The following is a 25514-nucleotide window of genomic DNA, read 5'->3' on the forward strand; positions in this document are numbered from 1 at the left end:
CCTAGATGGCCGAGACCTCGAAGAAGCGCCCCGACGGTGAGGGCGACAAGGAAGCACCCCCCAGCCGACTCAAACAGGAGTTCCAGAACCTCGCCGGAGCCATTGGGGAGCGGGCTCTGTCAACGGTGAGCGAGAAGATCCAAGGCGCGACCGGCCGGTTGACCGACTACGCAGAAGGCGGCGGGTCCGGCCTGCTCAGCGCGATGACCGGATCCAAACACCCCAAAGCGTCCATCGCCGGAAGCATGGTGAAGGGCCTGGGCAAGATGGCGATCGGCGGCCTGACCAAGAAACTGACGGGAGGCGGGGGCAAGGGCGGCCAGAGCGGGAAGCTGAAGATGATCAACATCATCGAGACGATCGACATCGGCGCCCCCGTACGCGTCGTCTACGACCAGTGGACCCAGTTCGGCGACTTCCCGAGCTTCATGAAGAAGGTCGAGGGCGTCGACCAGAAGTCCGACGAGAAGCTCGATTGGACGGCGAAGATCTTCCTGTCCCGCCGGACCTGGGAGTCGACGATCCTCGAACAGCTGCCCGACAAGCGGATCATTTGGCGGTCGAAGGGACAGAAAGGGCACGTCGACGGTGCCGTGACCTTCCACGAGATCACTCCCGACCTCACCCGGGTCCTGCTCGTCCTGGAGTACTACCCGCAGGGCCTCTTCGAGCGCACCGGCAACCTGTGGCGCGCCCAGGGCAGGCGTGCGCGCCTGGAGCTCAAGCACTTCCGGCGGCACGTCATGAGCCGGGTGCTCCTGAAGCCCGATGACCTTGAGGGATGGCGCGGCGAGATCCGCGACAGCAAGGTCGTCAAGGACCAGGAGACGGCACTTCGCGAGGAGAAGGAAAAGGAGGAGGCCGAGAAGGGCTCCGAGGAGGAGCGCGGCGAGGCCGAGGAGCCGGAAGAGGGCGAGGAGGAGTTCGAAGAAGAGCCCGAGGAGGACGAATTCGAAGAAGGCGAAGAGGAAGAGGAGCCCGAGGAGGAGCCGGAAGAGGAGCGCGCAGCCGACGAGGACGAAGAAGAGGAAGAAGAGGAAGAGCCTCCCAGGCGTCCGCGGCGTCGCAGGTCCGCCGCTTCCCGGAGCGAGGAAGAGAAGCCCAAGCGCCCCACCCGCCGCAGGACGGCCAGTCGTACGTGACCGGGCGTGACCGGGAAATTCTCGGGGACAGCGGGGAGGAGACGCCATGAGCATCGTTCAACCTTCGGGAGCCGGTGCGAGCGGTCGCGGATCCTCGTCAGGATTGGCCGACGTCATCGACACGATCCTCGACAAGGGACTCGTGATCGACGCCTACGTCAGGGTCTCCCTGGTCGGGATCGAACTGCTGACGATCGACGCCCGGATCGTGGTGGCCAGCGTCGACACCTATCTGCGCTTCGCCGAGGCCGTCAACCGCCTCGACCTCACCCAGACCGGCAAGCAGAAGGGGCTGCCGGAACTGGTGGAGGACATGACGCAGGGCGGTAGCAAGGCGAAGGTCAAGGGCGCGACGCAGGGACTGCTGGACGCGGCAGGGGAGAAGATCAAAGGCCTGACGACCGGCGAGGACGAGTTCGAGGAGGCCGACGAGGAACGTGAGCCGGCGCCCCGCCGCAGACGGCGCAGGGAGGAGTGAGATGTCCGGTTCCACTGACAAGCGCGGGGCGGTCCGGTCGGACAACCCTGGGAGCGGTACCCGCGGGACGACACAGCACGACACCGCTCGCGCCGAACGAGCCGCCACGGCCCGCCCCAAAGGACCCCGATCCAAGGAACACGGCGCCCCCGGGAGCGTCACCGGCACCTACGTGTACGGGATCATTCCGTCCGACGTCGAGCTGACCCCGGGCACCCGAGGCGTGGGAGATCCGCCGAACGTGGTCGAGTTGGTACGCCACAAGGAGATCGCCGCCCTGGTGAGCGACGTCTCCACCGACCGCCCCCTCGGCAGGCCGGACGACCTCATGGCCCACGAGCACCTGCTCGACGCCACCGCCACGCAGGTGCCCGTACTCCCCCTGCGTTTCGGAGCGGTGGTGACGGACGCCCAGGCGGTCGTCGACGAACTGCTCGCCCCCTACTACGACGAGTTCCTCGCCACGCTGAACGAACTGGAAGGACGCGCGGAGTACGTCGTGAAGGGACGCTACGTCGAGCGGGCCATCCTGCGGGAGGTGCTCGACGAGGATCCGGAGATCGCGCGGCTGCGTGAGGCGATCCACGGACGCCCCGAGGAGGCGACGTGGGACACGAGGATGCGGCTCGGAGAGCTGATCAACACGTCGATCGCGGCCAAGCGTGAGGCCGACACCGACGCGTTGGTCGAAGCCTTCGACCCGCTCTGCGTCTCCGCCATCGTCCGCGAGCCCACCCACGAGCGGGACGCCGTCCACGTGGCCCTGCTCGCGGACACCGACCGTGGCCGGGAGATCGAGAAGGCCGTGGACGAGTTCGGGACCCGGTGGGCAGGCCGTGTCGAGCTGCGCCTGCTCGGCCCGCTGGCACCGTACGACTTCGTCAAGACGTAGGCGCCGGGATGTGTAAGGAGGTTGATCGATCGTGGAACCACTGGGGCTCATCTTCGGCCTGCCGCTCGCGCCGCTGCGCGGGCTGATCCGGCTCGCGGAGCTGCTTCAGGAACAGGCCGAGCAGGAACTCCGGAGCCCCGCGGCGGTGAGGCGCCGCCTGGAGGAGCTGGAGGAGGCCAGGGCCTCCGGCGAGATCTCCGAGGAGGAGGAGGCCGCGGCCGCGGAGCGGATCCTCGGAGATCTGCTCACCTAGCCGGTAGGACCGCATCGCTGCGGAGACGACGAGGGGAATGATCCCATGCCTGTCAGGCGCGGAACCCGTGAGAAGCGTTCCGCCGACGATTCCTACGAGACCGCCGGCGACGAGACCTTCGACGAGGACTTCGACGAGGACGAGGAGCCCTACGAGGACCTCTCTGAGGAGGACCTGGACGAAGAGGACGAAGAGGAGGAGGACGAGGACGAGCCCGCGAAGAAGCCGCGGCGGCGTTCCTCCGCCCTGTCCGCGGCGACCGCCGGAGCTGCGGGGTTGCGGCACATCGCCGACCTGACCTCGAAGGAAACGGAAGGGGTGACGCTGGTACGACGGGCCGAGGACGGCTGGCTGGTCGAGGTCGAGGTCGTCGAGAGCCGCCACATCCCCTCCTCCGGCGACATGCTGTCGCTCTACCAGATCGAGCTGGACGCCACCGGCGACCTGCTGTCGTACCGCAGGGTGAAGCGCTACCGGCGCGGCCGGGCGGACAGTGCCGAGGGGGGCTGACGTGGCCGACGTGATGCGATCCGGCGGGTCCTTTCCGCGCTCCTCCGGCGGGCGGGAGTCCTCCGCCAACCTCGCCGACATCCTGGAGCGGGTGCTCGACAGGGGTGTGGTGATCGTGGGTGACATCCGGGTGAACCTGCTCGACATCGAGCTGCTCACCATCAAGCTGCGCCTGCTCATCGCCTCGGTCGACACGGCGCGGGAGCTGGGGATCGACTGGTGGGAACACGATCCGTGGCTCAGCTCCCGCGACCGCGACCTGATCGAGGAGAACCGCGTCCTGCGCGACCGGCTGTCCACCGTCGAGGGCGACGAGGAGATGGAGGGCACCCGGCGCCGTTCCCTCGACAGAGGATCCTCCGGTGACGCCCGGGAGCTTCGATCGGCAGGAAGGTTCAGGGAGGAGCGCGATGGCTGAGACGGGCACATATCTCTACGCGATCGCCCAGGATGTGGGGCACCCTCTCCTGGAGAACGTGGCGGGCGTGACCGGAGCGCCGGTGCGCGCGATCACCCACGAGGGCCTGGCCGCGTACGTGAGCCCGGTGCCCCTGGAGGAGTTCGGCGAGGAGCCGCTGCGGCGTTTCCTGGAGGACCTGGACTGGGTCGGGGGGACGGCCCGCGCCCACGACCGGGTCGTGGAGGCCGTGGCGAAGGAGGCCCCCACGGCCCCGGTCAGGCTGGTGACGGTCTACAGCAGCGAGGACCAGGTCCGTGACCTGCTCCGGCGCAGGCACGACGACCTCGCCGAGGTGCTCGCCCACGTCACCGGATGCAGGGAGTGGGGGGTGAAGGTGTACGCCAAACCGAGTGAGGAGGCCCCTCGCGCCGAGGAGGCCCCCGAGGAGACCGACAGCCCGGGAACGGCGTACCTGAAGCGCCGCCGGGCGAGCCTGCGCGGCAGGGAGGACGCCTGGCGTCTGGCGGCGCGGCGGGCCGAGGACATCCACACCACCCTCGCGTCCATCTCGGTCGCCTGCCACCGCCATCGGCCGCAGGACCCGCGACTGTCCGGCCGCGAGGAGACGATGCTGCTCAACGGCGCCTACCTCGTCGCCGAGGACCGCCGTGAGGAGTTCGTCGCGGCCGTCGACGCGCTGCGGGGCGAGGAGATCGAGATCCAGCTCACCGGCCCCTGGGCGCCGTACTCCTTCACCTCGGTGGACCTCGGCCCGACCCGTGCGGAGATACTCGATGCCCCGTGACCACCAGCCGAGGGGCGCCGAACTCGCCGCCGCCGGATACATCCCCCCCGAGCGCGTGGCACTGGTGGACCTGCTCGACCGGCTGCTGGCCGGCGGGGTGGTGGTGAGCGGGGATCTGGTGCTGTCCATCGCCGACATCGACCTCGTCCGCATCTCCCTGCGCGCCCTCATCACCTCCGTGCGGGCCTCCGACCCGATCCCGTCCGCCCACCCGCACGGCGCGGTCGCGCTCCCGTGGAACTCGGGCGAGGAGGGAGCGCTGTGACGAACCGCCCCCCTGGCGCCCCTCGGGCGAGCGATGTGAATCCTCTGCCCGGCGCCCCCCGGGCAGAGGACCTCGGCGGCATGGAGGATCCTCGTGTCACCCGGGAGCGACTCCGCCCTCCCGCGAGGAGACGGTTCAAGGTCACGCGAACCACCCCCGCGGGCAGGGCCGGGAACGCGCGAGGACCGGCGCGGACCGTCCGCTGGAAGGTGAACACCGATCCCGAGGCCGTCGGACGGGACCTGTCCCGCCTCGTGCTCACTCTCGTCGAGCTGATACGGCAGCTGGTGGAGCGCCAGTGTGTGCGCCGGATGGACCAGGGGGACCTCTCGGACGAGCAGGTGGAGGTGCTGGGCGTGACACTGATGCGCCTCGAGGAGGCGATGACCGAGCTGTGCGAGCGCTTCGAGCTCTCACCGTCCGATCTCAACCTCGACCTCGGGCCGCTCGGAACCCTCCTGCCCACCGACTGACGACGACGATGTCCACGGTGCACCACGGTGTCGTCAACGGGGTCTGCCCCACCGACCGGGAGGCGTTCACCCGCGTCCGGTGAGCGCGGGCGAACGCCTCCCGGTCGGAGCCGGCCGATGCCGGCCGATGCCGGCCGATCCCGTTGACGACACCGTGGTCGGTCATCGGGAGAGCCAGGGCCCACCGGGAGGCGTTCGCCTACGTCCTCGGTGTCAGGTCAGGTCCTCGCACTTCTTCGCGTCGGGATCGTCGGCCGCCTGCGGCACCCAGCGAACGTTCGCGAACGACGCGGAGAAGGCCCCCTCGGTGTAGACGAGGAACGGGGTGTTGACCACCTCCAGGTCGAGGCCCGCCGCGGCGAAGCAGGCGACGGGGATCTTCACGGTCGACTTCACGCCGACCGGAAGCCCCTGGAAGAGGGAGGTCGCCACCACCTCGGAGAGGCACGGATAGACACAGTGGACGCCGAGCACGGTCCTCGCGGCCGGCGCCTGGTGGACGATCGTGTCGAAGACCAGCGCCCCCTTCGTGTTGAGGTAGCCCCGCAGGTCCGTGCCACCCGCCGGGTTCTGCAGGTAGAGCTGGGCGGGACCGATGCCGGTCCAGGTCGCCTTCAGAGCGTCCTGCTGCACGTTGACGTCGGAGGGCACCACGGTGATCTCGGCGTGCGCCGCCTCGCCGTCGGCGCCGATCTCGGTGCCGCCCCAGTTCTCGGCGGAGCCGATGAAGCTCTTGTACGGCGCGATGTCGGTGCGGTTGAAGATCTCCAGGTCCTCGCTCGCCTCGCCGCCACCGCCCTGCTCACCGCAGCCGAACGGCGGCGCGGTCTCGTCGAGCTTGCCGACCTGCCCGCTCTGGCCGTCACGCAGGCCGTACCCGAGCGGGAAGAGCGGGTCGTATCCGTCGGCTCCCGGGTTGAGCGGCGACTGGCAGGCGCTCTTCGGCCACGAGTACGGCAGCCTGCCGGTGAAGCCGTCGTGGTGCTTGCCCCGGACGAGCACGTCGGCGACGCCGCCGCCCTCGGTTCCCGGCAGCCACGCCGCGACGAAGGCGTCGGAGCGGTTGAGCTCCTTGTTCATCCACAGCGGCCGGCCGCCGACGTAGACGGTGACGACGGGGGTGCCCTTACCGGTGACCTTGTCGAGCACCGCGAGGTCGGCCGGGTAGATCTTGGCGGCCTCCAGCGTGCGCCGCGCCAGGTCGCCGATGCCCTCGGCGTACGGGGTCTCGCCGATCACCGCGATGACCGCGTCGTACGCCGAGGGGTCGACGCCGTCGCCGGTCTCGCTGAAGGTGACACGGGACTGGCCGAGCGCCTCGCGCAGCCCGCCGAGGATCGTCGTGCCCCTGGGGAAGTCGGCGTTGACGTTGTTCGTGCCCTGCCAGGTGAGGGTCCATCCGCCGGTCTGGTTCTGCAGGCTGTCGGCGCTCTTGCCGACCACGAGGACCTTGGACTTCGCGGCCAGCGGCAGCACCCTGCCGTTGTTCTTGAGCAGGACCTGCGATTTGCGCACGGCCTCCCTGGCGAGCCTCCTCGTCTCCGCCGCGTCGGCGGACCCGGCGAAGGCGCGCTTGGAGGGCTTGGGACCGTCGAGCACTCCGGCGCGCAGTTTCACCCGCAGGATGCGCGTCACCGCGTCGTCGATGCGCGCCATCGGGATCGCGCCGCTCTCGACCTGGGCGATCGTGTTGGTGATGAACGCCTTCCAGTCGTTGGGCACCATCACCACGTCGATACCCGCGTTGATCGCCTGGGGACAGCTCGCGTTGGTGCATCCGGCGACCTGGCCGATGCCGTTCCAGTCGGAGACGACGACGCCGTCGAAGCCCATCTTCTGCTTGAGGATGTCGGTGACGACGCGCTTGCTGCCGTGCAGCTTGCCCTCGTCGATACCGAGGTCGGCGTTCTTCCAGCTGTTGAACGAGACCATCACGCTCTGGGTCCCGGCCGCGAGGGCACCGTAGTAGCCCTGACCGTGCACGTTGATCATCTCGGTCTCGGACGAGGGGTTGACGCCCTGGTCCACGCCCTTGAGGGTGCCGCCGTCACCGATGAAGTGCTTGGCGGTGGCGATGACGCCGTCCTGGCCGATACCGCGCGGATGCTTGCCCTGCAGGCCCTTGACGGCCTCGTACCCGTACGCCCGGGTGATCCTGGGGTCTTCGGAGAAGCCCTCGTACGTGCGGCCCCACCGGTCGTCGAGGGGGACGGCGACGCTGGGCGCGAACGCCCAGTCCTGGCCGGTGGCGCGCGTCTGCCGGGCGGTCGCCGCCCCGATGTCGCGCACGAGACACGGGTCCTGGGCGGCGCCCAGTCCGATGTTGTGCGGGAAGACGGTGGTGTCGTAGACGTTGTTGTTGCCGTGGACGGCGTCGGTGCCCCAGATGACGGGGATCTTCGCGCGGGTGGCGACGGAGGCGTTCCAGTAGGCGTCGGCGAGGTCGAGCCAGGCCTTCCGCGCGGCGTGCTTGTCGCGGCCCGGCCAGGAGCCGCCGCCGTTGAGCACCGAGCCGATGAAGTATCGCCCGACCTCCTCCGGGGTGATCGCGACGATCTCCGGCTGGGTCATCTGGCCGACCTTCTCGGCGAGCGTCATGCCCGCGAGGATCTTCGCCACTCGCTTCTCGTCGGACCGGTTCTGCTCGATCCTGCTCTTGACCTTGGGCCATTCGGAGAGGGCGGGCAGCTTCTTCTCGATGCGGGCACAGCCGCGTGCGTCCAGGGCGGGCTTGCCGATCACCGGCTGCCGGCCGCCCGTCGCGATCTCGGCGCCCGCGCTCGGAATCCCGGTGACGCCCGCTGACAGGACGGCGAGACTCGCCAGCACCGCGAGTCCGCTCCGGCGGGCGCCCTGTCGGGCGAAGGGTCTGATCATCGAGGATCCGTTCTCGAGGTACTGCGATGGACCTGCGGATCCCCCGAGTCCGCACTTCGCAGATCCTGACGCTGTGACACAGCCGAGTCAATACTCTCGCGAGAGCGCTCTCTCATACAAAAACCTGCTCTGCGCATGCCTTGCGACCCTAGAACCGCTTCTACCAGGGGAATCTCAACATCCACACCTTCGGTGTTACATTTAAGTGAGAGCGCTCTCAGGAACCGGGCCCGCTCGCGGCGAGACGTCGCGAGCGGGTCGACGGTCAGGGCTCGGCGCCACCGCGGTCGACGGCGAGGGCGCGGGTACCCGAGGGAACCGGGGAAGCCGATCACCTCGGGGTCCCGTTCAGCCACGCGCCTCGGGAAGAAGCTCCTCGGGGATCTCGGGAATCACGTCGGGGACACCGCGCAGGCCGGCGAGCGAGACCGCCGCGAGTACGGCGATCATCACCGCGGCGGTGATCGCGGTCACCTGGACCCCGGCGACGAAGGCGAGCCTCGCGGCCTCGGCGACGGTCTCCCCCAGTCGGCCGGGAAGTGCCGTGGCCGCCTCCAGCGCGGTGGGCAGCGACTCCACGACGGGAGCGGCCACCTCGCCGGGCAGCCCTTCGGGGAGCCGGAGTTCCCCCCGGTAGACACCGGTCAGGACGCTGCCCAGCACGGCGATACCCAGCGCGCCGCCCAACTCGAAGGACGTCTCGGAGATCGCCGCCGCGGCACCGGCCCGTTCCCTGGGCACGCTCGCGAGCACGGTGTCGTTGGTGACCGCGAACGTCAGCCCGATGCCCACCCCGCAGACGATCATGGGGCCGAGGAAGTACAGGTAGGAGGTGTCCGGCGTGATCCGGCCGTAGCAGGCGAAGGCCACGGCGGCCATCGCCAGGCCGAGCGCCACCGTCCTCGCCCGGCCCCACCGGGCGATCAGACCCGCGGCCAGGACCCCGCCGACCGCCGCCGACAGACCTCCGGGCAGTCCCGCGAGACCAGCCTGAAGGGGTGACCAGCCCAGGACGAGCTGGAAGTACCAGGCGAAGATCAACGACAGCGCGGACATGCCGAAGATGGCGATGAGGTTCGCGCCGACCGAGGCGGAGAAGGCCCTGCGCCGGAAGAGGCGGACGTCGATCAGCGGCTCGGCCAGCCGGGTCTGCCGCCGCGCGAACAGCGCCAGGGCGATGATCCCCACCGCACCCCCCGCCAGGACACCGGCGTCGGTGACGCCGTACGCGGCCGCCTCCTTTACAGCGTAGATCAAACCGATCACGCCGGCGATGGACAGCGGAACGCTCACGAGGTCCACCCGCCCCGCGGCGGGGTTGCGCGACTCGGGGAGCACGAGGAAACCGGCGACCACGATGAGCAGCATCACCGGCAGGTTGATCAGGAAGACCGATCCCCACCAGAAGTGGTCGAGCAGCAGGCCGCCGCCGACCGGTCCCAGGGCGAACCCCGCCGCGCCCATCCCGCTCCACAGGCCGACCGCCGTGGTCCTCTCCTTCGGGTCGGTGAAGACGTTGCGGATGATCGACAGGGTGGAGGGCATGATCGTGGCGCCCGCCACGCCGAGCAGGACCCGGGCGGCGATGAGCAACTCGGGGGTGGGAGCGTACGCGGTCACCGCCGAGGCCGCTCCGAAGGCCACGGCGCCGATGAGGAGCAGCCTCCTGCGGCCGATCCGGTCGCCGACGTTGCCCATCGTGATCAGCAGCCCGGCGAGCGCGAACCCGTACGCGTCACCGATCCACAGGATCTGGGTGGACGAGGGCCGCAGGTCCGCGACGAGCTGAGGGAGGGCGAGGTGCAGGACGGTGACGTCGACGGAGAGGAGCAGCGCCGCCAGGCAGGCGACGGCGAGGGTCGCCCATTTGCGGCGATCCGTGATCGGGGAGTGATCCTTCATGCCCGCCATCGTGATCGGCGGCGCTGACGGCCCGCGCACCTCCCGCTGACGGTCCCCTCATCACCGCCGTGACCGGACCGCGCGGGTCCCCGATCATCTCGGAATCCAGGACATCCGGGCGAGATCACGTGGCGAACACCGCGAGCACCTCGCTGCGCGACAGGCGGGTTCCCGCGCGCCACTCCCGCTCGTAGGCGGCGTCACCGGTCCGGGCGCGGACGGCCGCCGTGACGCCGGTGTCGAGGTTCGCCGCCGGGGTGCCGCCGAGGGCCGTGGCCGCGCCCAGCAGCCGGGCCGCGCCCGTGGCGTCCCCCTCCAGTAGCGCGACCTCCGCCAGACCTTCGAGCACCAGGCCCGCCACCGGCGAGTAACGCCGCAGCGCGGGTTCCAGTGCCCTGAGGTGCCAGGCCCTCGCCCCGGCGCCGTCTCCGCCCGCCGCGGCGATCCGGCCCAGCTCGACGGTGATCCGCGACCGGATCTCCTCGGTGGTGTACCACTCCTGCGTGCACAGCTCCAGGGCGCCGAGGGCGAGGGCGCGCGCCTCGTCCAGATCCCCTCGGAGCCTCGCGACCTCGGCGAGGCCACGCCGGACCTTGGCCATCACATCGGGAACACCGGCCCTGCGGGCGTGGCCGGCCGCGCGCAGGTACTCGGCGTGAGCGGCCGCGAGATCACCGTCGCGTACGGCCGACGCGGCCTCCTGGCAGACGAGCTCCGCGATGTCCTCGTCCGATCCGAGCTCCCGCGCCAGCCGGAGCGCCTCACCGGCGAGCGCGCGCGACGCGGCCCTGTCCTGCCGCAGGTCGGCGAGCCCGGCCAGCTCGGCCAGCGTGAGCGCGCTCCCCCAGCGCTCCCCGATGGAGCCGAACAGCTCCAGTGCCTCCCCGAAGTGGTGCTCGGCGCTCGCGGCGTCGCCTCCGGACAGATGGAAGTAGCCGTAACCGAAGCAGCTGAGCGCCCGTACCCACGGATCGGTGATGACGGGCAGCGGCGGTTCCGGCAGGAAGTCGGGCGGTCCGGTGAGCATCGGCCACAACATGGCCAGGAACGGCCACCGGTACGGCCGGTCGAGCGGCGGGATGATCTCCGCCAGCGGGACGAGGCGCCAGGGCGACCGCGACTCGCCGAAGGCGGCCACGAGCACGCTGATCGCGTACTCCTCCTCCATCCCCTCGATCGGCGCGACCCCCGTCACTCCCCCGGACGGCACCGGCCCCGCCGCGCTCCCGACCGGCTCTTCGGCCTGCTCTTCGCCTCGCGCCGATCCGGCCGCCTTCTCGGCCGTTCCTTCGGCCGGTACCGACCCGGTCACCTTCTCGTTCGCTCCCTCGGCCGGTACCGACCCGGTCGCGTCCTCGGCGGAGGGCGATCCGATCGCGACGAGCAGGTCGGCGGCGAGGCCCGCGCCCTCCGAGCGGCGGCCCCGCAGCCACCAGTACATGGCGAGTCCCGCGACCAGGCGCAGCGCCTGCTCGTTCCTGCCGGTGTCGACGGCCCAGCGCAGTGCGGCGTGCAGATCGTCGCGTTCCTCGTCCAGCCTGCGCAGCCACTCCAGCTGCCCGGCACCGCGCAGGTGGGAGTCCGCCGTGGCCGCCAGGTCCGCGTAGTACGAGGCGTGCGCCTCGCGACGCGCCTCGGTCTCGCCGGTCTCGGCCAGCCGTTCGGCGCAGTACGCGCGGATGGTCTCCAACATCCGGTAACGCTCGCCCACCCGCTCGACGAGCGACTTCTCCGCGAGGGAACTCAGCAGGTCGACGACCTCCTCCTCGCTCGGTCCGCACACCCGGGCGGCCGCCTCCAGCGTGGCGCCGCCCACGAAGACGGTGAGCCGTCCGGCCAGCGACCGCTCGTCGTCGTCGAGCAGGTCCCAGCTCCAGGCGACCACGGCGCGCAGCGTCTGGTGCCGGGGCAGCGCGGTGCGGCTGCCGCGTGACAGCAGCCGGAAACGGTCGCCCAGCCGGGACGCCACCTCGGCCACCGGCAGGGAGCGCAGGCGCGCCGCGGCGAGTTCCAGCGCGAGCGGCAGGCCGTCCAGGGCGCGGCAGATGCCCAGCACCCGCTCGACGTTGGCGTCGTCGACGCGGAAGCCGGGACGCACGGCCGCCGCCCTGTCGGCGAAGAGCCGCACGGCGGGGTAGGCGAGGGCCTCTTCGGCGCCGGTGCCCGCCCTCGGCACCGGCAGCGGCGCGACGGGGTGGAGCACCTCCCCGGTGATACCGAGCGCCTCCCTGCCGGTCGCCAGGACACGCAGTCCCGGGCAGGCGGCGAGCAGGTGGCCGGCGAGCTCGGCGACCTCCGCGACCAGGTGCTCGCAGTTGTCCAGCACGAGCAGCACGGGCCGGTCGGCCAGCACCGCGACCAGCCTGGCCAGGGGGGCCGGAACCGGGCGTCCGGGGAGCAGACCGGCGTCGCGGACACCCAGCGCGCCGAGTACGGCCTGGACCGCCTCTCCCGCGCCGAAGACGGCGGCCAGTTCCACGAAGCACACGTCGCCGGGCTCCTTCGCGGCGACCTCGCCGGCCAACCGGGTCTTGCCCGCGCCACCGGGACCGACGAGGGTGACCAGTCTCGCCTCGCCGAGCAGCGCGTGGAGCCTGGACATCTCCTCTTTTCTGCCGAAAAAACTGGTCAGCGGGGCCCGCAGTCCCGACCTGACGGGCGCGGCGTCGCCCTCGCCGCCGGCGGCACCGTGAGCGGCACCGGCCGCGGGGACGCCGGCGAGGGCGGGGTCGGCCCTGAGCACCGCGAGGTGCACGGCGGCCAGCTCGGCCGACGGGTCCACCCCGAACTCCTCGCCGAGGACCCGTCTCGCCCCCTCGTACACCTCCAGGGCCTCGGCCTGCCTGCCCGAGCCGTACAGGGCGCGCATCAGCTGCCCGTACAGCCGTTCCCTGAAGGGGTGGGCGGCGGTGAGCCCCTGCAACTCGGCGACGAGCTCACGGTGACGGCCCAGCTCCAGCTCCGCCTGGACGCGGTCCTCCACGCAGTCGAGCCTGAGCCCTTCCAGCCTGGCCGAGGGCGCCGGGGCGAACGGCGAGTCCCCCACGTCGGCGAGCGCGGGCCCGCGCCACAGGGAGAGCGCCTCGCCCAGCAGCCGCACGGCCCTGTCGTGCTCGCCGGAGGCGAGTGCCCGGCGACCCTCCGCGACGAGCCCTTCGAAGCGGTGGGCGTCGACGGCGTCGGCCCCGCCCACGAGCCGGTAGCCCGCCGGGTGGAACTCGATCACCTCCTGGTCGCCGAGTGTCCTGCGCAGCCGCGAGACCTGGGACTGCAGGGCGTTGGCGGCGTTCGCGGGCGGATCGTCGCCGTACAGGCCGCCGATCAGCCGCTCGGTGGTCACGACCTTGCCCACGTCGAGGAGGAGCATCACGAGCAGCGCGCGCATCCCCTGTCCGCCCACGACGACCACGCGGCCACCGTCGAGCCGAATCCGGGTGGGGCCGAGGATGTCGAACCGCATATCCCGATTATCGCGGCATCCCGCCCGCCGCCGATCGGAACCCGCGCGTGTAACGCGGGATGGTCTCCGATACGAAATACATCTACATATCTGGACTTTAGGGAAAAAAGATCTTTCCCTGAGACCGGAAGCGGCGGGGCAGGCGGGGTAAGGACTCCACTGGCCGCTCCCGCCGGGGAACGGCTGCCGGGGGGCTTCCACACGGAGGTATTCGATGAGACAGGTCTACGGCTGGGAACACGGTGGGAACGAGCCCGGCGACCTCTTCGGGGTGACCATCGAGAACCTCTTCGCCGAGGTGTGGTCCCGGGAGGGAATCTCGAACCGCGACCGGCGCATGCTGCTGATCGGCCTGCTCGTCGGCCAGGGCATGAACGAGGACGTCGACCTCCAGTTGGACGCGGCGCTGCGAACCGGCGACCTCACCCCCGACGAGCTCCGCGAGATCGTCGTCTTCCTCACCCACTACGCGGGATGGCCCCGGGGCGGCAGGCTCAACAACCAGGTCGAGGAGCTGATCGCCCGCGTCATGAGGTCCTGACTCGTGCTCCGCGTCGGCGACGGCGCTCGAAACCCGATCGCCCGCGTCATGAGGTCCTGCCCCTCCGGCGCAACCACCCCCGGCCGGGCCCACCGCTCCCCCACCCCGTCGGATCGCGGTCATCCGGCGTGGGGCGTCCCGGCGGAGGCCGCCGGGACGCCCCACGGCGTGAGGTCACAGCCTCTCGACGTTCGGCCCCCGGCAGCGGTTGCGGGTGTCGAAGACGAGGGCGCTCGCCCGCTGGACGAGCTCGTAGTCGAAGCAGTCGTGGTCGGTGAGGACCACCACCGCGTCCGCCGCCGCCAGCTCCCGCTCGGAGAACGCGACGACCTCGATGCCCTGCGGCAACAGGAAGCAGTCCACGTGCGGATCGGCGGCCCGCACGTCCGCGCCCAGCTTGCGAAGACCCCTCACCACGTCGATCGCCGGTGACTCTCGGCAGTCTCCGGCGTTCTTCTTGTACGCGAGGCCGAGCGCGAGCACCCGGCTGCCGTTGACCGGCTTGCGCAACCGGTTCAGCGCGAGTCCGATCCGGTGCACGACGTGGTCGGGCATGTGGTCGTTGATGTCGTTGGCCAGTTCCACGAACTGGAAGTTGTGTCCCAGGCTGCGCTTGACCTTCCACGACAGGTATGACGGGTCGATCGGCAGGCAGTGCCCGCCGACGCCGGGACCGGGGGTGAAGCGCATGTATCCGAACGGCTTGGTGGAGGCGGCCTCGATCGCCTCCCAGACATCGATGCCGAGTTGCTGGGCGAAGATCGACAGCTCGTTCACCAGGGCGATGTTGACGTGCCTGAAGGTGTTCTCCAGGAGCTTGCACAGCTCTGCCACCTGCGGCGAGGAGACTCGGACCACCTTGTCCACTATCCTCGCGTAGAACGCCTCGACCCTCTCCAGGGACGCCCTGTCTATCCCGGAGACGACCTTCGGCGTGTTCCCCAGGCGCCAGTGCGTGTTGCCCGGGTCGATTCGCTCGGGACTGTAGCCCAGATGGAAGTCATGTGGTGCCCGCAGCCCTGAGCCCTCCTCCAGCAGCGGCAGCAGATACTCCTCGGTGGTCCCCGGATAGGTGGTGGACTCCAGGACCACCGCGGCGCCCCGCCGCAGCAGCGGGGCGAGCGACTCCCCCGCCGCGCCGATGTGGCTCAGGTCGGGAACGCCCTCGCGCAACGGCGTCGGCACGGTTATCACACAGACGTCGAACCCCTCGGCGGCGGCGTAGTCGGCGCTGGCCAGGTATCGGCCGGACCGGTGGGCCAGGGACAGCATCTCGTCGTCGACGTCCTCGACATAGGACTCGGCGGCGTTGAGGCGCTTGACCCTCCACTCGTCCACATCGATTCCCACGACGTCGAAGCCCGCTGTGACGGCCCCCATCGCAAGTGGCAGGCCGACGTACCCCTGGCCGATCACCACCAGTTTCTCTTTCACGGCAGAACCCCTGTCGATTCGGGACAAGACAACCTCGACTGTAAGAGTCCCGCTTTCCCGCACCGCCCATCCCGCCATTGTCCGGGCGTGTCGCCCAGGGGCCGGAGCTGCTCAAGCCCTGCACACGAGGCCCTGCCGACCACCGATAACAGAGTAAAAACCTTGAAACATACACAATTACTTTAAATATGCTTTTATATATTTTATGGTCACATTGAAGGCCGTCGACAAAGAGGGCGGGCGGACATGAGGGCGAAAGCAGGCCACCTCCACCCACCCACGAAGACCTCTCCGAACAGCGCAGATGTCACTTTAGTGCCGAAAATCAAGCAATATCCAGAAGTATTGGCGAGTAAATTTTCCATCACCCGCACGCCAACATGCGCTTTTCCCGGCCGCACACGAACCCGCGTACGCCAACCCCCACGGCAGAGTCGTCAGCGTGTTAGGTGACACCCTTAAGCGGCGTGACGATAATTCGATTATTTCTCTCAATATCCACCCTCGGTCACCTCTGTGGTTAATGCGACAAATCACACAGAAGGTCGACAAAAATTCAATTTTTATTCATGACAGATCACAGACGACGGATAGCACCGGGCGTCTGACGCATCACGAGATCAGTGAGGAGTTGTGTCGCATGTCCAAAACCGTTCGCGACGCGCTCGACCAGACGGTCGGCACGACCGCGACCATGATCGGCACCAGAGGAGCCCGGAGCAGACCGCTCCTCCGGCTCCGCCCGCCCCGCCCGCGAGGTTCCGTCGGCCGCGTCCTGCTGAAGGCCACCGTGGCGGCCGTCCTCGCGATGGGCGTGGTCGCCGGCACCCCCGGCGGCGCCAGCGCGGCCGATCCGGTGAACATCGGCAGCGCCGCGCCGTTCGGGGTGCTGGCGGCCGCGGTCACCAACGTGAACTCCACGACGATCACCGGCAACCTGGGGGTGAGCCCGGGGACCACGGTGACCGGCTTCCCGCCCGGCACGGTCTCGGGGACCAAACAGATAGGGAACGCCACCGCGGCGCAGGCCAAGGCCGACGCGACCGGCGCCTACAACGACGCCGCCGGGCGCACGCCCGACGCCACGGTGGCCGCCCAGCTGGGCGGGACGACCAAGGGGCCGGGGGTCTACAACTCCGTCACCGGGAGTTTCTCGATCAGCGGGACGCTCGCCCTCGACGCGCAGGGCGACCCGAACGCCGTCTTCATCTTCCAGGCCTCCAGCCTCGACGCGGCGAACATCAGCAACATCAGCCTCCAGCGCGGAGCCCAGGCCAACAACCTCTTCTGGCAGATCAGCGGCCCGGCGACGCTGGGCACGTACTGCACCTTCCGCGGCAACCTCCTGGCGCAGGGCACGGTCGCGATCGGCAGCGGGGCCAACGTGAACGGCCGCGTCTTCGCACTCAACGGCACGGCCGCCATCCAGGGCACCGGTAGCCTGCCGTTCACCCGCGTCACCGTGCCGAACGACCCGCCGACCACCACGAGCCTGACCTCCTCAGCCGACCCCGCCTGGAGAGGGGACCCGGTCACCCTGACGGCGACGGTGCAGCAGGTCAGCGGTACGGTCATTCCCGCCGGCGAGGTGGTCTTCAAGGACGGCTCGACGGTCCTCGGTTCGGCCTTCCAGACCGACGGCATCCCCGCCAGGATCACGGTCTCCGACCTCTCCGGGGGAGATCACAGCATCGTCGCCGTCTATCTCGGGGGGGACACCTTCGACAACGAGGCTCTGATCCACTTCGCGCCGAGCACGTCACCACCCGTCATCCAGAGCATGTCGGACAGCCTGTGGAACAGTGCCGGGGTGCCGGCGGTCCCCGCGCAGCCCGACACACAGGGGGTCACCCTCGGCGTCAAGTTCAGGGCGGCGACGAGCGGGACCGTGACCGGCATCCGGTTCTACAAGGGCCCGCAGAACACCGGCACCCACATCGGCAGCCTGTGGACGAGTGGCGGCACCCTCCTGGCCAGCGCCACCTTCACCGGCGAGACCGCCACCGGCTGGCAGGAGGTCAGCTTCTCGACACCGGTGGCGGTCACCGCCAACACCACCTACATCGCCTCGTACTACGCTCCGGTCGGCCGCTACGCGACGACCCGCCCCTACTTCGTCTCCGCGTACGTCAACGGCCCGCTCACCGCCCTGGCCGACGGCGCCTCCGGCGGCAACGGCGTCTACACCTACGGGGCGGGGAACACCTTCCCGACGAGCACCTACCAGGCGACGAACTACTGGGTGGACGTCGTGTTCATCCCGACGGACAGCCTGTGGGACAGGGTGGCGGTGCCCAGCGTCCCGTCGCAGTCCGATCCGCAGGGGGTTTCCCTCGGTGTCAAGTTCAAGGCGGCGACGAACGGGAAGGTGAGCGGGATCCGGTTCTACAAGGGCCCGCAGAACACCGGCGTCCACACCGCCAGCCTGTGGGGGATCGACGGCACACTCCTGGCCAGTGCCGTGTTCTCCGGCGAGACCGCCACCGGCTGGCAGCAGGTGAACTTCTCACAACCCGTCAACGTCACCGGCGGCACCACCTACGTCGCGTCCTACCACACCACATCCGGCAACTACTCGATGGACCGCCCGTACTTCACCTCTCAGTACGTCAACGGCGCCCTCACCGCCCTGGCCGACGGCGCCTCAGGCGGCAACGGTGTCTACACCTACAGCCCGAGCAACATCTTCCCGACGAGCACCTACCAGGCGACGAACTACTGGGTCGACCTGATCTTCCACAGCTGACACGATGCTCGTGTGACCGGTGCCCCCGTGGCACGGGTCCGGTGTCAGGGCGTCCGCTCCTTGAGCGGACGCCACCACCGCGGGTTGTCCCGATACCACCGGATCACCTCGGCCAGGCCGTCGCCGAAGTCCTTGCGGGGCTCGTAGCCGATGGACCGGATCTTCGTCCAGTCGACGGAGTAGCGGCGGTCGTGCCCAAGCCTGTCGGCCACCGGCTCGACCGCCTCCCAGCCCGTGCCGAGCGCGGCCAGCAGCCGCCCGGTCAGCTCCCGGTTGGTCAGCTCGACGCCGCCGCCGATGTTGTAGACCTCGCCGGGCGCCCCCTTCTCCAGCACCGTCTGGATGCCCCTGCAGTGGTCGTCGACGTGCAGCCAGTCGCGTACGTTGAGCCCGTCACCGTAGAGCGGGACCTTCTCACCGTCGAGGAGGTTGGTGACGAAGAGCGGTATCAGCTTCTCGGGGTGCTGGTAGGGGCCGTAGTTGTTGGAACAGCGGGTCACCCGGACGTCGAGCCCGTGGGTGCGGTGGTAGGCGCGGCACAGCATGTCGCCACCCGCCTTCGCCGCCGAGTAGGGCGAGTTCGGCAGCAACGGTTCGCTCTCGCTCCAGGCCCCCTCCTCGATCGAGCCGTACACCTCGTCGGTGGAGACCTGAAGGAACGTGCGGACTCCGCCCTCCAGCGCGGCCTGGAGAAGTCTCTGGGTCCCCAGCACGTTCGTCGTCACGAAGTCGCCCGCGCCGGCGATGGACCGGTCGACGTGGCTCTCCGCCGCGAAGTTCACGACCACGTCGTGGCCCGGGACGACGTCCGCGAGGAGCCGCGCGTCGGTGATGTCGCCCCGCACGAACGCGTAACCGGAGTGGCCGTCGAGGAGGGCGAGGTTGGCGAGGTTGCCCGCGTAGGTGAGCTTGTCCAGGACGGTGACCCGTGTGTCCTCGCAGCCGGGCCAAAACCCGAGCAGCAGCGACCTGGCGTAGTGGGACCCGATGAACCCGGCTCCGCCGGTGACGAGGACTCTCATGCGCGCACCTGGATCCTGCTGTGGTCGCCCACCATGAGCTCGTGGGTGTTGGAGACGCCGGCCGCGCGGCTGACCTCGACGCTGCGCCCGATCAGGGAGTGCGCGATGCGCGAGACGCCCTGCACGGAGGAGCCGTCGAGCACGATGGAGTATTCGATCTCGGCGCTGCCGACCAGGCAGCCGGAGCCTATCGAGGTGAAGGGGCCGACATAGGAGGAGAGGATCTTGGTGTCCGCGCCGATCACGATCGGACCGCGAAGGATCGAGTTCTCCACCACCGCGCCCGGCCCGACGACGACCCGTCCGGTGATCTCACTCAGGCCGTCCACGGTGCCCCTGATGTCGGGCTCGACTCGTTCGAGGACGATGCGGTTGCACTCCAGCATGTCCTGGAGGCGCCCGGTGTCCTTCCAGTAACCACTCACAAGATGCGAGTGGACGCGGAAGCCGTTGTCGAGGAGCCACGCGACGGCGTCCGTGATCTCCAGCTCGCCGCGCGCCGACGGGGTGATCGCCCGGACCGCCTCGTGGATCGCCGGGGAGAAGATGTAGACCCCGACGATCGCGAGGTCGCTGCGCGGGTGCTCCGGCTTCTCCTCCAGCCCTAGGATCTCGCCTTCGGGCCCTATCTCGGCCACTCCGTAGAACTGCGGTTCGGCGACCCTGGTGAGCAGGATCTGCGCGTCGTGGTCGGCCAGGCGGAAGGCGTCCACCAGATCGGTGATGCCGTCCACCAGGAAGTTGTCCCCCAGATACATCACGAACGGTTCGTCGGCGAGGAACTCCCCGGCGATCAGGACGCAGTGCGCCAGCCCGAGGGGAGCCTCCTGGGGGATGTACGTGACGTCCAGCCCGAACCGCGAGCCGTCGCCCACGGCGTCCCGGATCTCATGACCCGTGTCGCCGACGACGATGCCCACGTCGGTGATGCCGGCCTGCCGGATCGCCTCAAGCCCGTAATAGAGCACCGGCTTGTTGGCGACCGGGACCAGCTGTTTCGCCGAGGTGTGGGTCAGCGGGCGCAACCTCGTTCCCTTACCGCCCGCCAGAACGAGTGCCTTCAACGCTCTTCGAGTCCTTCCGCGAAGAACACATGACCGTGTGGCCGCATGTCCGCCCGATTTTACAGGAACCCGAAATCGACGCCTCTTCACCGGCTCACACCTTTACTGAAGAGCGTACGGCGTGTTGCCGATTTCACACTTTTCCTCGGTCGCGGAACACCCACGCCCGGTTTATCGCGTAACTCAGCGGCGGGCTCGTCACTATCACCATCCCCTGGGCCACCATGATCGGGACCCCGGCGAGTTCCACCAGAAGCGGGACCCCGACGACGGACGCCGCGAGGAAGCTCAGCCCGACCACGTAGAACCGCAGGTAGCCCGCCGGCCAGGAATACCCGGAGTCGCGGAAGACCACCAGCCTGTACCAGGGGTAGACGATCACCACGGTCATCAGGTGACTGACCACGACCAGGAAAAGATAGGGAACGCCATCTTCAAAGGCCAGCAATCCTAAGCCGAGGAGAACGTAATAGACCATAGCCGTCATGGCGCCGGCGAACAGATATGTGATGCGGTGGCCACCAAAGGCCGAGATCACGGTCGGCCGCCCGAAATGCGAGTTATTGTCACGGACGGTTCCACCTTCGACTTCAACCATGTGACGGCCGCTCCGGATCGTGGTCAGACATTGGGATGAAACAGGATTGTAGTGGGCGACAAGAAATAATCGGGGGATCAATGTCGGTGTCGGTGGTTATTCCGTGTTACCGCTCAGCGCGGACCCTTCCGGCGCTGGTGGACAGGCTCATGCCGGTCCTTCACGGCCTGGCCGTCCGGCACGAGGTGATCCTCGTCGTCGACGGAAGCCCGGACGACACGTGGGAGACCGCCGCGGAGCTGGCCCGCCAGGTCGACGCCGTCCGGGCGATCCGCCTGTCCCGGAACTACGGGCAGCACAACGCGCTGGTCGCCGGCATCAGGGAGGCGGCGTTCGAGGTCGTCGTCACCATGGACGACGACCTGCAACATCCCCCCGAGCAGATCCCCCTCCTCCTGGCCGCGCTCGAAGGCGACCGCCTCGACCTGGTGTACGGCGTCCCGCACGACGAGGAGCACGGGTTCCTGCGGAGTCTCGCGTCCCGGTCGGTCAAGGCCGCCATGGCCGGCGCGCTGGGCATCCGCACCGCGCGTACGATCAGCGCCTTCCGGGCCCTGCGCACGCACATGCGCGACGGGTTCGAGGGCCTGTCGGGACCACACGCGTCGGTCGACGTGGCCCTGTCATGGGCCACCACGCAGGTGGGCTCCGTCGGCGTGCACATGAACGAGCGCGACCACGGGCGATCGAACTACACGCCGCGCCTGCTGGTCGGGCACGCGATGAACATGCTCCTCGGTTACAGCACCGCTCCGCTCCGCGCGGCGAGCTACCTCGGATTCCTCGTCGGTGTGATCGGCCTGCTGCTGGGGGGCGCCGTCCTGTGGCGTTTCGCCGCGGGCGACACCACGGTGGCCGGGTTCACCACCGTCGCCTCGATGGTCGCGCTCTTCTCCTCCGCCCAGCTGTTGTCCATCGGAGTCCTCGGTGAGTACATCGGCCGCATTCACGGAAACGGCATGGGCCGTCCGACGTACGTGGTGCGCGAGCGCGTCGGGTCGTCCGCCGTCGATCTTCCCCAGCGGCCCGGCGGCCCTGGCGTTCCCGCACGCGCAGGAGCCGGCTCCGGACCAGATGAACGGTGAGAAAGGTCTGGACGGGCTCGAATCCGTACCTCGCCCATGCCCTCTGCACCCGCGTGTTGTGTCCCTGGGTGGAGATGACGACCTCCGCCGCGCCACGCGCCAGCGCGCGGTCCTCGACGGCCCTGAGCAGGTGAGCGTAGAGACCACGCCCCTGTGAGCCGGAGACCACTCCGGCCAGGAGGATCTCCGTCCGGGGACCGTCCTCCTCCAACGTGGCCAGCCCGAGCAGGCGGGGCACCTCCACTCCGGCGCCTCGATCCTCCAGTGTCAGGCACTCCCCCTCCGCGGACGACCTCAGCGCCCATTCCCGGTAGCCCGCCAGGGCCTCGGCCGCGTCGAACAGCGGATTGGCCAGATAGTGGTTCCCGTACACGCCGAAGATGTCGGAGACCAGTGCCTCCACCGCGGCGGGACCGGCCGGCTCCGACGTTCGCAGCCCGGGTGACGGAGCAGGCCCGCGTCCCTCTCCCGCGCGCAGGCGCCAGTACACGAGGGAGTCCGCGAACACGGCGGTCCGGCCGAGCGCGGCCAGCTTCGCGAACCAGCCGACGTGTTCCGCCGGGTACCGGAGCACGACGACGTCCGCGACCGACCCCAGGAGCGCCTCACGGACCGCGGAGAACGGCGCCCCGGACTCCACGGGGACAGTGAGGCGCTCCACGGAACATCCGAACCTGGCCGATTCCAGCGGCGACTCCACGGCCCGTACGGCCTGTGCCTCGATCACGTCGCGCCAGGCCATCAGCTCACCTCGTAGGACCGGACGGCGTCGACCACTCGTGCCACGCCGGTCTCGTCCAGGTCGGCGTAGAGCGGCAGCCGCACGAGGCGGTCGGCGACCCTCTCCGCGACCGGGCAGCCCCCCGGGGCCACGCGACCGAACCTCACCCCCGCGGGCGCGGCGTGCAGGGGCTGGTAGTGGAACGTCGCCTGCACGCCGCGCCCCCGGAGATGGTCGATGAAGGCCCGGCGATTCTCCAGATCCGGGAACAGCAGGTAGTACAGGTGCGCCGGATGCGCGCAGCCGTCGGGGATCGTCGGCCGGGAGATCCCGTTCCCCCTCGCCCAGTCCGCCAGTTCCTCGTGGTACCGGTACCAGACGGCGTGGCGCCGGAACTGGATCTCGTGGAACGACTCCAGCTGCGAGGTCAGTTGTGAGGCCAGGACGTCGGACAGCAGGTAGCTGGAGCCGATGTCGACCCATCGGTACTTGTCGACCTGACCGCGGAAGAACCGGCTGCGGTCGCTGCCCTTCTCCCGGATGACCTCGGCACGCGCGACGAGACCCGCATCGTTCAGCAGCAGCGCGCCGCCCTCCCCGCACTGCACGTTCTTCGTCTCGTGGAAGCTCTGCGCGGCCATGCTGCCGAACGATCCGAGCGGCCGGCCTCGATAGGATCCGCCCAGGCCGTGGGCGTTGTCCTCGATGAGGGTGAGGCCATGCCGGTCGCAGAGTTCGGCGATCTCCTCCATCGCGCACGCGACGCCCGCGTAGTGGACGACCACGACGGCCCGCGTGCGATCGGTGATCGCCGCTTCGATCAGCCGCTCGTCCACGTTGAGGGTGTCGGGCCTGCAGTCGACGAAGACCGGGACCGCCCCGCGCAGCGCATAGGCGTTGGCCGTCGACGTGAAGGTGAACGACGGCATGATCACCTCGTCGTCAGCCCGGAGATCCAGGAGGATCGCCGACATCTCCAGCGCGTGCGTGCAGGAGGTGGTCAGCAGCACCTGGCCCGCCCCGGTGATCTTTCCGAGGATCTCCGCGGCCCGCCGGGTGAACGGCCCGTCTCCGCAGGTGGATCGTCGGCGCACGGCCTCCCCCAGGTAGTCCAGCTCGTTCACCGAGATGTGCGTCCTGTTGAAGGGGATCGTCTTCAGGTCGGTTGCGTTCACGGCCGAAGTGAACAACGAAAGGACCGGCCGACACGCGTCGCGCCGTCGTTACTTGGCGATCCATTACGCAAGTCTTAGGTCACGCCGATCCGTCCGGAATCCGGTAGACGGCGCAGTCGCCGGAGCGGAACCGGAGTTCGGCGAAGTCCCCGATCCTGGAGGTCCGGCCGGTGCGGTGCTCGTCGGCGAAGAGCCAGCGCACCCCGTAGCGCTCGCGCAGCCGCCCGATCGTGGCCGCCGAGGGGGCCTGGAAGGCGGCGTCGTTCAGCCGGATCCGCTCCTCGTCCCAGAACGGCAGGTACTCCGGCGGGGACCCCGGCCGCCAGTGGCTCATGTTCGCCGCGGTGTAGGTCCATCCCTCGACCAGCACCCGCCGCTCCGACAGGGCGGCCACCCAGAACTGACGGCTGTCGCACGGGTTCTCGTACCCCCAGCGGCAGTGCGCGTTCGTGGCGACCAGGTCGTCGGGGTCCGAGTGGGCGCGCAGCCACCGGCCGGCCTCCAGGGCACCCTGGGGAACCGCCTGAACCGGCACCGGCGGGACCTCCCCGAACGTCCGGGCCACCGGGACGCTCTCCGCGCCCGGGAGAACGCGCGTGAACCAGGCGGCGGGCGGCCCGACCGCCGCGAACGCGACAAGCATGAAGGCCCAGGCCCGCAGGCCGCCGCGCCCGGTCGCCATCAGGGCGACGGCCACCAGCACGACGACGGCCAGGAGCGCGGCGTAGGGCAGGTACAGCACGGTGTCCGGGCGGCCAGGGGGCAGGGGGGTCCTGACGTCGCACAGCATGCGGATCAGGTAGGCCGTCATCACACCGGCGCCGACCGCGTACGCGATCGTCCCGAGCGGCATCCGTGCCCGTCGCACGATGACGGAGAGCCCGTAGGCCGCGACGATCATCATGTAGGGATAGCAGGCCCCGAAGAAGTAGAGCTGGCCGAGGTGAGGGTGCCCGAGCAGGAGCACGGCGGCGACACACGCGGCGCCCATGCCGAGCAGGAGGACCACCGCCGGTCGCAGGAGCAGTCTTGGCCTGCACAGCAGCCCGAGGATCCCGCACCACGCGACGGCCAGGCACAGCGCGTACAGCACCGTGACACCGAGCACCGAGAGCGGCGGCGGCTCGGCCGCGCCGACGTGGCCGGTCAGCTCTCCCCAGGCCCGGCGCAGCAGGGAGAGGGGGTCGACCATCGTCCCCTGCCTCGCACCGCCGAACAGTACTACCTGCGCGAAGAGGGAGCACGCCACCGTCATCCCGAGCGCGACGAGCGCGGACCGTGGTATCCGGCGCCGCCTGATCACCTCGACCCCGACGACGGCGGCCAGTCCCGCGGCGAGCGGGGGAAGGTGGGTGGCCTTGGCTCCCATCACCGCCACCATGAACACGCCGAGCAGGAGCCATCTGCCGACGTCACGTCTCCGGCCTTCGAGGAGGTCGACGAGCAGCAGGACGACCGGGGCGAACAGGAGGGCCCCGAAGGTCTGGGTGGGGCCTGTCCAGGACTGGAAGCCTCTCCAGGTGAACATCCCGAGGTTCACCCCCAGGTAGAGGTTCGGGGCGGTCATGAACACGGTGCCCGTGATGGCGAGGAGTGTGGCGGGGTGGGAGCGGGTGAGGCGGTGGGTGATCATGGCCAGGAGGATGGTCAGGGTGAACATCATGGGGAGCA

21 protein-coding genes and 1 pseudogene are annotated in these 25514 nt (G+C 69.6%); 12 read left to right on the forward strand and 10 right to left on the reverse strand.

From position 1 onward, the window contains the following. The first annotated feature begins 5 nt into the window (after positions 1–5). From ACFY3V_RS13040 to ACFY3V_RS13080, 9 genes are all read left to right on the forward strand, one after another. Positions 6–1142: an SRPBCC family protein gene (locus ACFY3V_RS13040; RefSeq protein ID WP_389772900.1), complete on the forward strand. Its 1137-nt coding sequence runs from the start codon at positions 6–8 to the stop codon at positions 1140–1142. Positions 1143–1188: 46 nt separating this feature from the next. Beyond that, entirely contained in the window at positions 1189–1620 is a 432-nt protein-coding gene (gene gvpJ, locus ACFY3V_RS13045) for a gas vesicle protein GvpJ (RefSeq protein ID WP_362921838.1), read from the forward strand. Position 1621: 1 nt separating this feature from the next. After that, on the forward strand, positions 1622–2512 hold the full coding sequence (locus ACFY3V_RS13050; RefSeq protein ID WP_389772904.1) for a GvpL/GvpF family gas vesicle protein: 891 nt from the start codon (positions 1622–1624) through the stop codon (positions 2510–2512). A gap of 31 nt (positions 2513–2543) precedes the next feature. Continuing rightward, positions 2544–2765: a gas vesicle protein GvpG gene (locus tag ACFY3V_RS13055; protein ID WP_350944208.1), complete on the forward strand. Its 222-nt coding sequence runs from the start codon at positions 2544–2546 to the stop codon at positions 2763–2765. A gap of 45 nt (positions 2766–2810) precedes the next feature. Beyond that, positions 2811–3275 (forward strand): gas vesicle protein GvpO, encoded by a 465-nt coding sequence (gene gvpO / locus ACFY3V_RS13060; RefSeq protein WP_362921836.1) that lies wholly within the window; start codon positions 2811–2813, stop codon positions 3273–3275. A gap of 13 nt (positions 3276–3288) precedes the next feature. Further along, positions 3289–3693 (forward strand): gas vesicle protein, encoded by a 405-nt coding sequence (locus tag ACFY3V_RS13065; protein ID WP_389772959.1) that lies wholly within the window; start codon positions 3289–3291, stop codon positions 3691–3693. Beyond that, positions 3686–4480, forward strand: coding sequence for a GvpL/GvpF family gas vesicle protein (locus ACFY3V_RS13070; protein WP_362900497.1), 795 nt, complete (start codon positions 3686–3688; stop codon positions 4478–4480). Before ACFY3V_RS13065 ends, ACFY3V_RS13070 begins: the two co-directional genes overlap by 8 nt. Next, positions 4470–4745: a gas vesicle protein gene (locus tag ACFY3V_RS13075; protein WP_389772909.1), complete on the forward strand. Its 276-nt coding sequence runs from the start codon at positions 4470–4472 to the stop codon at positions 4743–4745. Before ACFY3V_RS13070 ends, ACFY3V_RS13075 begins: the two co-directional genes overlap by 11 nt. An 80-nt stretch (positions 4746–4825) precedes the next feature. After that, positions 4826–5218, forward strand: coding sequence for a gas vesicle protein K (locus ACFY3V_RS13080; RefSeq protein ID WP_362900493.1), 393 nt, complete (start codon positions 4826–4828; stop codon positions 5216–5218). Between the two features lie 213 nt (positions 5219–5431). On the opposite strand, the gene ACFY3V_RS13085 is transcribed toward ACFY3V_RS13080, so the two are convergent. The 3 genes from ACFY3V_RS13085 to ACFY3V_RS13095 all read right to left on the reverse strand — a co-directional run bounded on the left by ACFY3V_RS13085 (position 5432) and on the right by ACFY3V_RS13095 (position 13457). Further along, on the reverse strand, positions 5432–8095 hold the full coding sequence (locus ACFY3V_RS13085; RefSeq protein WP_389772913.1) for a glycoside hydrolase family 3 N-terminal domain-containing protein: 2664 nt from the start codon (positions 8093–8095) through the stop codon (positions 5432–5434). 348 nt (positions 8096–8443) lie between these two features. Then, a complete protein-coding gene (locus ACFY3V_RS13090) occupies positions 8444–9997 on the reverse strand; it encodes an MFS transporter (protein ID WP_389772916.1) in 1554 nt (517 codons plus the stop codon). A 124-nt stretch (positions 9998–10121) separates the two neighbouring features. Further along, positions 10122–13457, reverse strand: a complete 3336-nt coding sequence (locus tag ACFY3V_RS13095) for a BTAD domain-containing putative transcriptional regulator (RefSeq protein WP_389772919.1) — start codon at positions 13455–13457, stop codon at positions 10122–10124. 214 nt (positions 13458–13671) lie between these two features. Here ACFY3V_RS13095 and ACFY3V_RS13100 point away from each other — a divergent pair, with 214 nt between their 5' ends. Continuing rightward, positions 13672–13998: a carboxymuconolactone decarboxylase family protein gene (locus ACFY3V_RS13100; protein ID WP_389772922.1), complete on the forward strand. Its 327-nt coding sequence runs from the start codon at positions 13672–13674 to the stop codon at positions 13996–13998. A gap of 174 nt (positions 13999–14172) precedes the next feature. On the opposite strand, the gene ACFY3V_RS13105 is transcribed toward ACFY3V_RS13100, so the two are convergent. After that, on the reverse strand, positions 14173–15432 hold the full coding sequence (locus tag ACFY3V_RS13105; RefSeq protein WP_389772925.1) for a nucleotide sugar dehydrogenase: 1260 nt from the start codon (positions 15430–15432) through the stop codon (positions 14173–14175). Between the two features lie 640 nt (positions 15433–16072). On the opposite strand from ACFY3V_RS13105, the gene ACFY3V_RS13110 reads away from it, so the two are divergent. Next, entirely contained in the window at positions 16073–18178 is a 2106-nt protein-coding gene (locus ACFY3V_RS13110; protein ID WP_389772928.1) for a DUF4082 domain-containing protein, read from the forward strand. Positions 18179–18222: 44 nt separating this feature from the next. On the opposite strand, the gene rfbB is transcribed toward ACFY3V_RS13110, so the two are convergent. The 3 genes from rfbB to ACFY3V_RS13125 all read right to left on the reverse strand — a co-directional run bounded on the left by rfbB (position 18223) and on the right by ACFY3V_RS13125 (position 20862). Further along, a complete protein-coding gene (rfbB, locus tag ACFY3V_RS13115; protein WP_389772930.1) occupies positions 18223–19200 on the reverse strand; it encodes a dTDP-glucose 4,6-dehydratase in 978 nt (325 codons plus the stop codon). Then, a complete protein-coding gene (locus tag ACFY3V_RS13120) occupies positions 19197–20264 on the reverse strand; it encodes a glucose-1-phosphate thymidylyltransferase (protein WP_389772934.1) in 1068 nt (355 codons plus the stop codon). The genes rfbB and ACFY3V_RS13120 overlap by 4 nt, the downstream gene beginning before the upstream one ends. Before the next feature lie 133 nt (positions 20265–20397). Then, positions 20398–20862 carry a GtrA family protein gene (locus ACFY3V_RS13125; RefSeq protein WP_389772937.1) on the reverse strand — a complete coding sequence of 155 codons (465 nt, stop codon included), beginning with the start codon at positions 20860–20862 and terminating at the stop codon, positions 20398–20400. Positions 20863–20942: 80 nt separating this feature from the next. Here ACFY3V_RS13125 and ACFY3V_RS13130 point away from each other — a divergent pair, with 80 nt between their 5' ends. Beyond that, positions 20943–21947: a glycosyltransferase family 2 protein gene (locus ACFY3V_RS13130; protein ID WP_389772940.1), complete on the forward strand. Its 1005-nt coding sequence runs from the start codon at positions 20943–20945 to the stop codon at positions 21945–21947. A 31-nt stretch (positions 21948–21978) separates the two neighbouring features. On the opposite strand, the pseudogene ACFY3V_RS13135 reads toward ACFY3V_RS13130, so the two are convergent. The 3 genes and pseudogenes from ACFY3V_RS13135 to ACFY3V_RS13145 form a co-directional block, all read right to left on the reverse strand. Then, positions 21979–22689: pseudogene (locus ACFY3V_RS13135) on the reverse strand (GNAT family N-acetyltransferase); the annotation flags it as partial. Further along, positions 22689–23843 (reverse strand): dTDP-4-amino-4,6-dideoxygalactose transaminase, encoded by a 1155-nt coding sequence (gene rffA, locus ACFY3V_RS13140; protein WP_389772943.1) that lies wholly within the window; start codon positions 23841–23843, stop codon positions 22689–22691. The pseudogene ACFY3V_RS13135 and the gene rffA, both read right to left, overlap by 1 nt. A 79-nt stretch (positions 23844–23922) precedes the next feature. Continuing rightward, the coding region (locus ACFY3V_RS13145) for a hypothetical protein (protein ID WP_389772946.1) at positions 23923–25514 on the reverse strand (1592 nt) is incomplete at its 5' end.

The organism is Streptosporangium sp. NPDC000095, from assembly GCF_042899335.1.
GTDB lineage: Bacteria > Actinomycetota > Actinomycetes > Streptosporangiales > Streptosporangiaceae > Streptosporangium.